General features: G+C 63.8%; 9 protein-coding genes. 6 read left to right on the top strand and 3 right to left on the bottom strand.

Going from position 1 to position 13,101, the window contains the following annotated elements:
- Window positions 1-150: 150 nt before the first annotated feature.
- Window positions 151-3,993 carry a DUF7929 domain-containing protein gene (locus JN279_RS03730; protein WP_202352025.1) on the bottom strand — a complete coding sequence of 1,281 codons (3,843 nt, stop codon included), beginning with the start codon at window positions 3,991-3,993 and terminating at the stop codon, window positions 151-153.
- Window positions 3,994-4,003: 10 nt separating this feature from the next.
- Window positions 4,004-6,241, bottom strand: a complete 2,238-nt coding sequence (locus JN279_RS03735; RefSeq protein ID WP_202352026.1) for a hypothetical protein — start codon at window positions 6,239-6,241, stop codon at window positions 4,004-4,006.
- Between the two features lie 212 nt (window positions 6,242-6,453).
- Between JN279_RS03735 and dnaK the strand changes: the two genes are divergently transcribed.
- The 6 genes from dnaK to JN279_RS03765 all read left to right on the top strand — a co-directional run bounded on the left by dnaK (window position 6,454) and on the right by JN279_RS03765 (window position 12,296).
- Window positions 6,454-8,370, top strand: a complete 1,917-nt coding sequence (dnaK, locus tag JN279_RS03740) for a molecular chaperone DnaK (RefSeq protein WP_096452240.1) — start codon at window positions 6,454-6,456, stop codon at window positions 8,368-8,370.
- Between the two features lie 222 nt (window positions 8,371-8,592).
- The gene (gene dnaJ, locus JN279_RS03745) at window positions 8,593-9,723 is read left to right on the top strand and encodes a molecular chaperone DnaJ (protein WP_096452238.1); all 1,131 of its coding nucleotides are present in this window, start codon (window positions 8,593-8,595) and stop codon (window positions 9,721-9,723) included.
- Between the two features lie 149 nt (window positions 9,724-9,872).
- Window positions 9,873-10,478, top strand: a complete 606-nt coding sequence (gene pmtA / locus JN279_RS03750; protein ID WP_096452236.1) for a phospholipid N-methyltransferase PmtA — start codon at window positions 9,873-9,875, stop codon at window positions 10,476-10,478.
- A 207-nt stretch (window positions 10,479-10,685) separates the two neighbouring features.
- A complete protein-coding gene (locus JN279_RS03755) occupies window positions 10,686-11,282 on the top strand; it encodes an NADPH-dependent FMN reductase (RefSeq protein ID WP_096452234.1) in 597 nt (198 codons plus the stop codon).
- Between the two features lie 11 nt (window positions 11,283-11,293).
- Entirely contained in the window at window positions 11,294-11,992 is a 699-nt protein-coding gene (gene pyrF, locus JN279_RS03760) for an orotidine-5'-phosphate decarboxylase (RefSeq protein WP_096458224.1), read from the top strand.
- A 16-nt stretch (window positions 11,993-12,008) separates the two neighbouring features.
- Complete coding sequence (locus JN279_RS03765; protein ID WP_095202930.1) at window positions 12,009-12,296, top strand: DUF1330 domain-containing protein; 288 nt, start codon at window positions 12,009-12,011, stop codon at window positions 12,294-12,296.
- Window positions 12,297-12,320: 24 nt separating this feature from the next.
- Here the strand turns inward: JN279_RS03765 and JN279_RS03770 are convergent, their stop codons facing one another.
- Window positions 12,321-13,067 carry a GntR family transcriptional regulator gene (locus JN279_RS03770; RefSeq protein ID WP_096452232.1) on the bottom strand — a complete coding sequence of 249 codons (747 nt, stop codon included), beginning with the start codon at window positions 13,065-13,067 and terminating at the stop codon, window positions 12,321-12,323.
- Window positions 13,068-13,101: the final 34 nt, after the last annotated feature.

Below are 13,101 nucleotides of genomic sequence, written 5' to 3' on the forward strand. Positions count from 1 at the left end.
TGTCGAGGGTGCAGGCACGGCGGCTCCACAGGCTTGGGTGGCGCTGCGGCGTCTGCGATCCTGCTGCAGCCAATTCCCGCCGGCCGGGGCATGACGAAAAACCCGCCGGATTGCTCCGGCGGGTTTTCTGGTCTGGTGTCGAGCAGATGGTTACTGCTGCTGGAGTTTCAGGATCCTGTTTGGATCCTGCTGTTCTGTTTGCGGCTGGCGCCGCGGCAGGACCTGCTGCAGTAGCAGGCCCGGGTTGATCTCCAGCGACGGCTGCCCGCGTATCGGCCGGCAGTTGGGATAGCGCCCAATCGTGCCTTCCGGGCAGCGCCGCCTGAAGATCGGCTGGCACTGGCCGTCGACCATCTGCGAGCCCGGTGCGCATTCCGTCTGTTGCCTGGGCTTGCGGCACGCGCCGTCGATGACCTCGGTCCCACGCGGGCAGACGCACTCGCCGCGCTTGTTGTGGACCTGGCCGCGTATGTCGCACTGCTCCAGCTGCGGCTGCTTGCGCCGGCATGCGCCGTCGATCACCTCTGTCCCACGCGGGCAGACGCAATCGCCATTGGCATCGTGCACCTGGCCGCGGATGGTGCACTGGTCAGGCTTCGGCCGGACCGGTCGGCAGGCGCCATTGCGCACCTCGGTCCCTTGCGGACAGACGCAATCACCATCGGCGTTGCGGATCTGGCCGGGGATGCGGCACTGCTGAGGCTTCGGCCGGACCGGACGGCAGGCGCCGTTGCGCACCTCGGTCCCTTGCGGACAGACACAATCGCCATCGGCATTGCGAATCTGGCCGGGGATGCGGCACTGCTCGGGCTTCGGCCGGATCGGTCGGCAGGCGCCGTTGCGCACCTCGGTCCCTTGCGGGCAGATACAATTGCCATCGGCATCATGGATCTGGCCACGGATGGTGCACTGCTCAGGCCTGTCGGTCCTGACGCACTTCCCGTTCTCCAGTTGCGTGCCGCGCGGGCAGATGCAGCGCCCGTCCTCGGTGCGGATCTGGCCTTCGAGCAGTACGCAGCGCTTCGGCGGCGGCGGAGGCGTCGGCAGAATGTTGGTGCCGCCGCCGGTGCACTGGCCGTTGCGGAAGGTGGTGCCTTCCGGGCAGACACAGCGGCCGGCGTCGTTCATGACGAAGCCCGGCGAGCACTCATTCTTCACCTCATGGGTGATGACGAAGGGGTGGCACGCATAGGCCTTGCCGCGATCGCCCTGCACGTTGGCGTCCTTGGACAGCACGTCGCCGCCGCCCTGCACCCTCGTGTCGGGAGATAGGACGCCAACACAGTTCTGACCATCGACGTTGCCCTGCAGGTTGGCCAGACGCCCGTCGTCGGGAATGACCACGGTGACATGGTGCGACTGGCTTTCGCCGGCGCCGAGCGTCAGGTTGGCAATGCAGGACAGGGGCAGGGTCGCCGGTTCGGGCGAGCAGCCGAAGGGCGGATCGATCGAGGTGATCGCAACGCCATCCAGCCGGCCGAGACCTTCGACGCCGATCGCATCGCCGATGCGAACCGGGCCGGAGAAGGGGCTCGTCCCGTCATTGGTGATGGTGATGTCGAACGAGCAGGGCTGGCCAAGCTTGCACTCGCGGTCGCCGGTTTTCTCGACTCGGATGGTCGAAGAGCCGCCGCCCTTGGCGCAGGCCTGGCCGATTGGATAGACGATGTCGTCGCCTGGCGCCGGCCCATAGGAGCCGCGCGCGCAGTTCTCGAACTCGCCATTGGCCGAGACCGTCACGTCGAAGTGGCGGCTGGTTCCAGGTGTCATGACGGCACCAGGAATCTGGCACGACAGCGTGTTGGCCGGAACCGGTCCGCACGCCCATTCCGCGCCGTCGGGAGTGACGGTCTGGATCTGGACAGGCGCGCCGCCCGACACCAGCGTGGCGGCATCGTTGACCCGCACCGGACCGGTAGGGGCTGCCGTGCCGGCGTTGGAGACGGTGATGCGGCAAGAGATGACCGCGGCACCGGCCAGCGAGCCGTTGCACACCTTGGTGATGCGCAGGCCAGGCTGGCCGCCATTGGGACGACGGATGCGTTCCTTGGCGCAGGCCTTGTTGTTGGTGAGGTCGACCTCACCGGGGATGGCCTTCACCGCGGCGCAGTTTTCGACCGTATCCGACTGGTAGCCGGCCGGCATGACCGCCTTGACGAAGATCGGCGTCGAGGCGCCCGCGGGCAATGAGATGCCGGCATTGTCGCAGCGGAACTGGCCGGGGCCGTTCGGTCCGCATGTCCAGGGTGGGCTCGGGCCGAAGGTCGAGGAGGCCGGCACGCCGCCGGGATAATTGTCGACCACCGTCAGCGGCCCGTTATAGGTCGATGTGCCGTTGTTGATGATGTCGATCACGAAGAAGCAGACGCCGTCGGCCGTGCAGACCGGGATGCGGGCACGCTTCTTCAGGATCAGGTCGACTTTCTTCTCGACCGGCGGCTGGCAGTCGCGGTCACGATCGCCACGGCGGCAGATCGGGATCGAGGCGCAGCCGCGGTCGTTGGCCTGGCTGCCGAACAGCGGCTTGCCGCTGGCCGGATAGTTATAGGTGGCGCAGTTGCGCAGCACCGGGCCTTGCCAGCCCGCCGCCGGCTTGAAGCCGAGCTTGAGGTCGACGAAAGCCCCCGGATTGAGCGTGGTCACCGGATAGGTGCACATCATCGGGGTGGCGCCGGGCACGCAGACCCAGGGCGGATTGGGCCCTGAACTCAGCGTCGAGCCGGCCGGCAGCGTCACCTCGTCGAGCACGATCTTGCCGTTGTAGGGCGCGGTGCCAACATTGGTGACCCTGATGGTGAAGTCGCAGCCGCCGGCCATGGTGCAGCGCGGGACATCGGCGCGTTTCTCGACCTTGAGATCCGGCTCCTTGTCCTTGGGCGGGCAGCGCTGGTCACGCGGGATGACGATGTCGATGGTCTGCGTGCAGCACAGGCCCCAGCCCTCCTTCGGCCCGGCATAGGTCTCGATGCCGGTGACGATCAGGTGGATGACGTCGCCGGGCGATGCGCCGACGATCTTCCAGTTGAGCACACCACCGCCCGGAGGCACCAGCTGGGTGTCGGGGATGATGGTGATGCCGGGCGTGGTGGTCGACACCTGCACCCATTTGCCGCCCATCTCGGGGCCGACAGGCATGTGGTAGATGAAGGCGCCACCACCGGGCACGCAATCGACCGTGCCGCGTTCCACCTTGAAGCATTCCTTGCCGGGAGGTGGTGGCGGTGGTTCGCACTTGGTGACATCGATCTTGATCGAGGTCTTGATGCCGGTCTTGTAGTCGCCGTCGTCGGGCTTGCTCGGATCCTGCGACGGGATGATGGTCCCGGTGCCGGCTTCATTGCTCACCTTGATCAGGCCCTGATTGTCGACGATCGTCGGCGCGGGAAACGCCGCATGGTCGATCTTGGCCGTGATCTGGAAATTGATGACGCGTTCATTGGCAGCCCCGGCGCCGTCGAGATCGGCGGCGGACAGCCGGAAATCGGACACCGTGGCGGTATCGTTGGGACCCGCCGAATTGCTGATCGTCGCGCCCGGCAGTGGTCCGCCGGAGGCATCGGTGCCGTCGCCGGACACATTGACGTTGACGATCGAAAGGCCGTGCGGAAGCTGGTCCTTGAACTCGATCTTGAGTTTCTTGAGCAAGGCCACCAGGCCTGGGTCGGCAAAGCCCTGCGGATCACCGCGCAGGCCGAAGCTCAGGGAGTAGACGACATAGTCGCAGCCTCTCTGGGTGCCTCTTTTGGTGAAGAAGGGGACGACCCGTTCCGGCCGCGGATTGACGACGCGCGAATTGTCGAGGTCGAGCCTCAGTTCCGGGGTGATCGGAACAGCGTCTTCCGCATGGCTTGCCAGAGGGGTGAACATGGCGACCGCGATACCGGCCGCCATCAGCCAGCGCGCGCCGCGCCTGGCGTATGACAGGGGTTTCATGATCGTCTCCATGACGGTTGCGTTGTTTTGCGCGAGCGGGGAGAGTGCGAGATTGTTCATCTTCCCCTCCTCAACGTTCGCAGCTGACGGCTGGGGTGCGGAGCGGCAAGGTCATCTTGCAGCAAGGGTAGTAGCCACCCTTGTCCTTGTCGGACTTCCTGTAGAAGCAAAGCCCAACATCCACTCTGTCGCCCGGATAGTGGCCGGTGATGTTGATCGTGTACGGCGTGCCGGGCACATGCGACATGGGTGAAGTCACCCCGACGCCTGGCGTCCTGGACTGGGCCTTGATCGAATCGCCGCCGAAGCCGGCATGGTCATGGAGATAGAGATCGGCCTCGAGGCCCGAAGGCGTGCAGTAATACCTGATATCCTCGACATCGAGACAGGGAGGCAGATTGCCGGGTGGTGGGAAGTCCGGCGGGTAGAAGGGGGGCAAATAGCCGCCCGGAATTTCTTCATAATAGCCGGCACGCCCCTCGCAGGGATGCCAGACGGCGACGTCGCCGACATGGCCTTCCACCTCGGGATCCTCGAAATAGCCGTCGAAATCGACGAACCAGGAGCCGAAAGGCGGCACATTGGCCGGCTTGACCAGGTCCTTGGGCGTGATCTGCACGCCATGCACGGCGAGCGGCCCGCCGGCGGCGAGTTGCTCGGCAAGCGTCGGATTGTCGCGCAATTTGTCGCCGGTGTTGACCAGCGTCTGCGTGCACACCGAGGTGTCGAGATTGCCGTCGGCATCATAGCCATATTGCAGGTCGAGGCCGCCGGCCGACTGCCGGTTGCCTTGCGGGAAACCGACCGCATATTCCTGCGGCACTTCCACCCAGACCGATTCCGTTGCCGGATCGTCCGGGTTTTCTCTGAAATAGCGGATGACCTCGCCCTTTCCGGAATCGGCGAAGCGGCTGTAATCGTAGCGGTTTTCGACCGGGCCGCGCTGGGCCAGGTACATGATGCCGCTATTGTCGAAGGCGATGTCGGTGACGGCGTAGTCCTTGTCGGCCTTGACCGTCAGCTCCCAGCGCGGGTCGCCGGCAAAGCTGCCGTCGCGGGCAATGCCCACCGACCAGATTTCCGACTTTTCGCCGACAGAATAATAGAGCCGGCCACCGTGATAGGAGACGGCCCAGACGCGGCGCTCGTCCTGGGTGTAGCCCCAGGTCTCGGGATCTTCCGTGTCGAAGGCGGCACCCTGTATGTCCATCACCGCGCCATCGTCGGCGACGGGAGCCAGACCATGCGCCGGGCGCCCGGCGACACCATGATCGAACGTGTCGATCAATCCGCCGGTGGCGTCGATGCGATGGATCAGGCCGGTGTCGAGGTCCGAGGCGAAGAACTGGCGATGGTTCGGATCGAAGGTGAGATTGCCGATGCCGGGACCGCTGTTGGTGTCGATGTCGGCGAATTTGGCGACCTGGCCGGTGATGCCGTCGATCTTCCAGATGGTGCCTGGCCCGCCGCCGTTTTCGCCGCCGAATTGGCCTTCCATAAAGGTGGCGCCTGCCGTGCCTCGGCGCTGCCGCTCAGGCCTGCCGTCACTGTCGGTATCCGGCGTGACGATGCGGATGCCGTGCAGCGAGGTGGCGGCGGCATAAAGATTGGGAATGCCCGACGGAACACCATCGCGCACGCCGTCATCATAGGTGAGGCCGAAAACCTGGCCGATCTGGCCGGCCGTGACCTCGAAAGGCGGCGGCGTGAAGACGAGCTGGCCCGAAGCCGGCCCGCCGAGATGCGAAACGTCGAAAACGCGCAGAGTGGCCCGCGTGGTGTCGATAAAGGTTTCATCGACCGGATCGACCCCGGGTGGCAGGCCTTCGTCGAAATTGGGGATGATGGTGCCGGAAAATCCGGTAACGGCCATCGAGCCGGGATAGATGATCTGGGTGTCCTGCGCCTTGGCGGCGCCGCCAAGCCAAAGGCTGGCGGTCAGGGCAAATACAACAAATCCGCCGGTTGCCTTGATCAGGCGGAGCAAACGGCTGGTGAAAGAAGGCACGAACGGGCCGTGATCGCAAGACATAGAACTCCCCCCGAAGTCTATGGGCGGAACCTCCGGCTGAGCCGCGCGAACCAGGGCAAGGCGCGGCGGTCCGGCTCGTTCTTCCCTGATCGAATTGTCTGCTTTCCTCATTGTCACGATACGCCTGCTCTTACGCAGGGTCAACGGAATCAGCGGGAAGCCCAGCGCATCGACCCCGTCCCGAAGGCGGTGGTCGCGCCGAGCTCCTGTTGTTCCCGGAGACCTCAGAGCCTCTGGGTTGCTGGTCATGGGGGCATCCTTTCCGGGCCGCACCATGCGGCACCTGGACCTCAGTCGCGGGCGGAGGTGGAAAGGTTCACGGAAGCCTTGCGCAGAATGCTTGCGCCCGATGCCGCCTGTTCTTATATACGCGCCAAGCCGTGCGGCGCCGCAACACTGGTGGCCGGACGGGATTTCTTATGAACAGGGGCTTTCGTCGGAACGCCTTCATGGGTCCTGAAAGCCTGCTTAGAGGAGAGACTAGAAAAATGGCAAAAGTAATCGGTATCGATCTCGGCACCACCAATTCCTGCATCGCCATCATGGATGGCAAGGAGCCCAAGGTGATCGAGAATGCGGAAGGCGCGCGCACGACGCCTTCCATCGTCGCCATCTCGGGCGACGGCGAACGTCTGGTCGGCCAGCCGGCCAAGCGCCAGGCGGTCACCAATCCTGAAAACACCATCTTCGCGGTCAAGCGCCTGATCGGCCGCCGCTATGACGATCCGGTGACGGAAAAGGACAAGAAGCTTGTCCCCTACAAGATCGTCAAGGGCGACAATGGCGATGCCTGGGTCGAGGCCGGCGGCAAGAAGCAGTCGCCCTCGCAGATCTCGGCCATGATCCTGCAGAAGATGAAGGAAACGGCGGAAGCCTATCTCGGCGAGAAGGTCGAGAAGGCGGTGATCACCGTTCCGGCCTATTTCAACGACGCCCAGCGCCAGGCCACCAAGGATGCCGGCAAGATCGCCGGCCTTGAAGTGCTGCGCATCATCAACGAGCCGACGGCCGCGGCGCTTGCCTACGGCCTCGACAAGAAGGATGGCAAGACCATTGCCGTCTATGACCTTGGCGGCGGCACGTTCGACATTTCGGTGCTCGAAATCGGCGACGGCGTGTTCGAGGTGAAGTCGACCAATGGCGACACCTTCCTCGGCGGCGAGGATTTCGACATGCGCCTGGTCGAATATCTGGCGGCCGAGTTCAAGAAGGAACAGGGCATCGACCTGAAGAACGACAAGCTTGCGCTGCAGCGCCTCAAGGAGGCGGCTGAAAAGGCCAAGATCGAGCTGTCGTCCACCACGCAGACCGAGATCAACCTGCCCTTCATCACCGCCGACGCGACTGGGCCGAAGCACCTGACGCTGAAGCTGACGCGCGCCAAGTTCGAAAGCCTGGTCGAAGACCTCGTCCAGCGCACCATCGACCCCTGCAAGGCGGCGCTCAAGGATGCCGGCCTGAAGGCTGGCGAGATCGACGAAGTGGTCCTGGTCGGCGGCATGACCCGCATGCCCAAGATCCAGGAGATCGTGAAGCAGTTCTTCGGCAAGGAGCCGCACAAGGGCGTCAACCCGGATGAGGTCGTCGCACTGGGCGCCGCCATCCAGGCCGGCGTGCTGCAGGGCGACGTCAAGGACGTACTGTTGCTCGACGTGACACCGCTGTCGCTCGGCATCGAGACGCTGGGTGGCGTGTTTACCCGGCTGATCGAACGCAACACGACGATCCCGACCAAGAAGAGCCAGGTGTTCTCGACCGCTGAAGACAGTCAGTCGGCCGTGACCATCCGCGTCTTCCAGGGCGAACGCGAAATGGCCGCCGACAACAAGGCGCTCGGCCAGTTCGACCTGGTCGGCATTCCGCCGGCGCCGCGCGGCGTGCCGCAGATCGAGGTCACTTTCGACATCGACGCCAACGGCATCGTCAACGTTTCGGCCAAGGACAAGGGCACTGGCAAGGAGCACCAGATCCGCATCCAGGCTTCGGGTGGTCTTTCGGACGCCGACATCGAGAAGATGGTGAAGGACGCCGAGGCCAATGCCGAGACCGACAAGAAGCGGCGCGCCGTGGTCGAGGCCCGCAACCAGGCCGAGGCGCTGGTGCATTCGTCAGAGAAGTCGCTGAAGGAATATGGCGACAAGGTCTCGGAAGCCGAACGCACGGCGATTTCCGATGCGATCGCGGCGCTGAAGACCGCCGCCGAAGGCGACGATCCGGCCGACATCGAGGCCAAGAGCCAGGTGCTCGCCGAAGCTTCGATGAAGCTTGGCCAGGCCATGTACGAGGCCTCGCAGAAGGAAGCAGCGGAAGCCGATGCCAAGGCGGATGCCGCCAAGGACTCCGACGTGGTCGATGCCGATTTCGAGGAAATCGACGAGGACGACGACAAGAAGAAGTCGGCCTGAGCCGCCTGACGGCAAGATAAAGCGGAAAGCCCGGCGTAAAGCCGGGCTTTTTTGCAACCCTTGCCAAAAAAGTGCGGGACCTCTCCAAAAAATGACAGAAAAACCCGGACAGACGCACACCAGCACTGGCATCCGGGCGGCACCGATCCTAAATCGAGGCAACGTGCCGGCAAACGACGCAACAATGCATCAAGACGTTGAGCATCCGGACAGCGGGAAAAAATGAAAGCTGATTTCTACGAAACGCTGGGCGTACAAAAGGGCGCCGACGAGAAGGAGCTCAAGAGCGCTTTCCGCAAGCTCGCCATGCAGTTCCATCCTGACCGCAATCCCGGCGATCATTCCTGCGAGCACAAGTTCAAGGAAATCAACGAAGCCTACGAGACGCTGAAGGACCCGCAGAAGCGCGCGGCCTATGACCGTTTCGGCCACGCTGCCTTCGAACAGGGCGGCATGAATGGCGGCGCGCAAGGCTTTGGCGCCGGCGGCTTCGCCGACATTTTCGAGGATATTTTCGGGGACATGATGGGCGGGCGGCAGCGTCGTTCGTCCGGCGGCCGCGAGCGTGGCGCCGACCTGCGCTACAATATGGAAATCTCGCTGGAAGAGGCGTTTGCCGGCAAGACCGCGCAGATCCGCGTTCCGGCCTCGATCTCGTGCACGGAATGCTCAGGCAGCGGCGCCAAGCCCGGCACCCAGCCGGTGACCTGCTCGATGTGCCATGGCCATGGCAAGGTACGCGCCACGCAAGGCTTCTTCTCGATCGAGCGCACCTGCCCGCAATGCCAGGGCCGCGGCCAGACCATCAAGGATCCGTGCCCGAAATGCGCAGGCCAGGGCCGCGTCACCGAGGAGCGTTCGCTGTCGGTCAACATTCCGGCCGGCATCGAGGACGGCACCCGCATCCGCCTTGCCAATGAGGGCGAGGCCGGCCTGCGCGGCGGCCCTTCGGGCGACCTCTATATTTTCCTGGCGGTGAAGCCGCACGAATTCTTCCAACGCGATGGCGCCGATCTCTATTGCAAAGTGCCGATCTCGATGACGACGGCGGCCCTCGGCGGCTCTTTCGAGGTGACGACGCTGGACGGCAGCCAGACCAAGGTGAAAGTGCCCGAAGGCACCCAGAACGGACGCCAGTTCCGGCTCAAGGGCAAGGGCATGCCGGTGCTGCGCCAGCCCAATGTCGGCGACCTCTACATCCAGACCGCTGTCGAGACGCCGCAGAACCTGACCCGCCGCCAGCGCGAATTGCTGGAGGAGTTCGAACAGCTCTCCTCGCAGGACAATTCGCCCCAATCGAGCGGGTTTTTCGCCCGCATGAAGGATTTCTTCGAATCCTTCGGCGAGAGCTGACTGTGCAGGAACGGCGCAGGAATCGATGAAACGCGCCGCATTTTGAGACGCGACGAAATCTATCTTATCCACGACATGCGTCTCGCTACGCCTTGCCTTGCGTCAACCAGGTGTTAAGTAGCTTGCGGGGAGCCTTGAGGAGAGCTTGCATGACACGTGGTCACGGACTGCGGAAGGCGCTTGCCGAAAAGTTCGACGACGAACTCAAATTCTTCAAGGGCTGGATCGACAAGCCGAAGACGGTCGGTTCGATCGTGCCGACCAGCTCGATCACCGCGCGCAAGATGGCCTCGATCGTCAATCCGAGGTCCGGCCTGCCGGTGCTCGAGGTCGGCCCTGGCACCGGCGTCATCACCCGTGCCATCCTTGCCCAGGGCGTGCGGCCCGAAAACCTCTATGCGGTCGAATACAACACGGATTTCGTGCGCCATCTGCGCCAGCTCTATCCCGGCGTCAACGTCATCGAGGGCGACGCCTTCAACCTCAACGCCACACTTGGCGAGAGGAGCGGGATGATCTTCGATTCCGTCGTCTCCGGCGTGCCGCTGCTCAATTTCCCGGTCGCCCAGCGCATAGCCTATATCGAAAGCCTGCTCGACCGCATCCCAGCCGGACGCCCGATCGTGCAGCTGACCTATGGTCCGATGTCGCCGATCCCGGCCGGACGCGGCGACTACACGGTCAAGCATTTCGATTTCATCTTCCGCAACATCCCGCCGACGCAGCTTTGGATTTATCGAAGGGAAGCTCACTAATTCCTCGGTACCCCAGAGATCCATGCCGCGACTTCAAAGCGTTGCAGCAGTCCATAATTCTGCTCCGCTGCACCCCACGGCCAAGGTCACGGAATGGATCCCAGGGTCTCCGCGACGGAGCTTCGCTCCTGCTTCGCCCGGGGATGACGAAGTTGGCGTTGATTTGATCGAACCTTGGCTGTACCTGTCCGGGAACAAGGGTGGCCAATGGCAGTGATCCCGAAAATCCTCGTCTTCGCCGGCTCGGTGCGCAGCGGCGCCTATAGCGGCAGGGCCGCCGACGTGGCGCAGAAGGAACTTGCGGTGCAGGGCGCCGAGGTGACCCGCATTTCGCTCGCCGATTATTCCTTGCCTATCCTCGACGAGGATTTTGAGAAGGAAAAAGGCGTTCCCGAGAACGCCGTCAAACTCGGTCGTCTGATCATTGCCCATGACGGGTTGCTGATCGCGACGCCCGAATATAACGGCTCGATCCCGCCGCTGCTCAAGAACACGATCGACTGGGTGAGCCGGGTGCGCCGGGATGGCGGCCGGACGGTCAGGCCGCTTGCCGGCAAGGTTGCCGGCCTATGCTCGTCCTCCAACGGCCACTTCGCCGGCATACGCTGCATCAACCATCTGCGCGCCGTGCTGGTGCGTTGCCAGATGGAGGTGGTGACGCCGGAATGCTCGGTGCCGGACGGCGGCGACGCCTTCGACGAAGGCGGCAATTTCCGTGACGAAAGACTGTACAAATCGATGGAGCACCTATGCCGCACGCTGATCGAAACCTCGCGCATGCTGTCGACCCGGGTCGAGGCGTGATCGCCGCAACCATGCAGGCCCAATCCATGCAAGAGAGATTGATCGTCGGCCTCGACCTGCCGACCGTGCGGGAAGCCGAGCAGGCGGTGCGCGAACTTGACGGCGTCGTCTCTTTCTACAAGATCGGTTATCAGCTGGCCTTTGCCGGCGGGCTCGACTTTGCCAGGGAACTGGCCAGCGGCGGAACAAAAATCTTCCTCGACATGAAGCTGCTCGACATCGACCACACGGTGGCCAAGGGCGTCGAGAACATCGTCAAGATGGGCATGACCATGCTGACCATCCACGCCTACCCCAAGGCGATGCGGGCGGCGGTGGAGGCGGCCAGGGGCAGCGAGCTTTGCCTGCTCGCCGTCAGCGTGCTGACCTCGATGGACGAGCAGGACATGATCGATGTCGGCTATGAGTATGATCCGCACACGCTGGTGCTCAGGCGCTCGGAACAGGCGCTGCATGCCGGCATGGGCGGCATCGTCTGCTCGGCCGCCGAGGCCGAAGCGGTGCGCCGCATCGTCGGCCCCGACATGGCGGTGGTGACACCCGGCATCCGGCCGGCTGGGAGCGACCATGGCGACCAGAAGCGTGTGGTGACGCCCGCGCAGGCGATCCGCAACGGCGCCAGCCATCTCGTCGTCGCCCGGCCGATCGTCGCGGCCAGCGACCGCCGCGCGGCAGCGCAGGCGATCCTCGACGAAATGCGCTCTGCATAGAATTAGGGAGAGAAGAATGCCCAAGGGATACTGGATCGCCCGCGTCGATGTGCGCGATGCCGAAGGCTACAAGGAGTATGTCGCCGCCGCCAAGCTCGCCTTCGATCGTTTCGATGTGAAATTCCTGGCACGCGGCGGCGAGCACGAGTTTGCCGAAGGGCAAGGCCGGGCCCGCAACGTCATCATCGAGTTCCCGTCGCTCACTGCTGCGCATGACTGCTACCACTCGCCGGAATATCAGCGCGCGGTCGCCATTCGCCAGAAGGTCGCCGACGGCGAGATCGTGCTGGTCGAAGGGACCTGAGACGGCTCAACCGGGGCCGGCAGTTCAGACAAAATCCTGCAGGTTCACGTCCCGCAGCTTGGCGCCGCCAAGCAGGGCGCCGACCAGCTGGTGCTTGAGGGCAAGGCACTGCGAGCGGGCAAGTTTCACAATGCCGGGGACGTCGCTCTTTTCGCAGGCCTGCAGCAACTGCTTCTGCTGTTCGATGATCAGCGGCATGAAATCGCGCGACTTGAAGCCGAGATGGAGCGCCCGCTCCGACTGGTCGAGGATCTGGCTGAGAAGCTGTGCCAGCCGCAAATTGCCGGACAGCTCGGCAATCGCCAGGCGAAAGGCACGGTCGGCCGCGAGGAACGCAACAGGGCTGCGCAACGTCTCGGGCTTCAGCACCTTTCTGGCCGCCAGCCTGATCTCGTCTAAGCCACGCTCGGTGATCCCTGTCGTGGCAACCCGAAACACTTCCGGTTCGATCAGGCTGCGGACATCGAAGATCTCGTTGACGTCGCGCAGGGTCAGCGTGGTGATGACATAGCCGCGGCGCGGCTCGCTCCGGACCAGTCCCTCCTGCATGAGGCGGGCAAGTGCTGAACGGATCGTCGCCTTCTTGATGCCGTAACGGGCCTCGATCTGCTTTTCGGTCAAGGCTTCACCGGGCGACAGGACGCAAGCGACGATATCGCTCTTCAGCTGTTCGTAGGCCTGTTCGCTACGCAGCAGATCCGCCGTCGACAGCGCCGGTGTCCCGCCTGAGGAAGCGGGCGATTTCAGTGGCGTGGCTTTTGTCGGCTTCATGCGTCTCTCGCTTCGCATCGGCCTTGACATTGGC

The sequence above is a fragment of the Mesorhizobium sp. 113-1-2 genome (assembly GCF_016756475.1).
Taxonomy (GTDB): Bacteria; Pseudomonadota; Alphaproteobacteria; order Rhizobiales; family Rhizobiaceae; genus Mesorhizobium; species Mesorhizobium loti_C.

Excerpts from the sequence above, each read along its gene's own strand:
- JN279_RS03730 (WP_202352025.1), bottom strand. The coding sequence starts at position 3,993 with ATGAACAATCTCGCACTCTCCCCGCTCGCGCAAAACAACGCAACCGTC.
- JN279_RS03735 (WP_202352026.1), bottom strand. The coding sequence starts at position 6,241 with ATGGTGCGGCCCGGAAAGGATGCCCCCATGACCAGCAACCCAGAGGCT.
- dnaK (WP_096452240.1), top strand. The coding sequence starts at position 6,454 with ATGGCAAAAGTAATCGGTATCGATCTCGGCACCACCAATTCCTGCATC.
- dnaJ (WP_096452238.1), top strand. The coding sequence starts at position 8,593 with ATGAAAGCTGATTTCTACGAAACGCTGGGCGTACAAAAGGGCGCCGAC.
- pmtA (WP_096452236.1), top strand. The coding sequence starts at position 9,873 with ATGACACGTGGTCACGGACTGCGGAAGGCGCTTGCCGAAAAGTTCGAC.
- JN279_RS03755 (WP_096452234.1), top strand. The coding sequence starts at position 10,686 with ATGGCAGTGATCCCGAAAATCCTCGTCTTCGCCGGCTCGGTGCGCAGC.
- pyrF (WP_096458224.1), top strand. The coding sequence starts at position 11,294 with ATGCAGGCCCAATCCATGCAAGAGAGATTGATCGTCGGCCTCGACCTG.
- JN279_RS03765 (WP_095202930.1), top strand. The coding sequence starts at position 12,009 with ATGCCCAAGGGATACTGGATCGCCCGCGTCGATGTGCGCGATGCCGAA.
- JN279_RS03770 (WP_096452232.1), bottom strand. The coding sequence starts at position 13,067 with ATGAAGCCGACAAAAGCCACGCCACTGAAATCGCCCGCTTCCTCAGGC.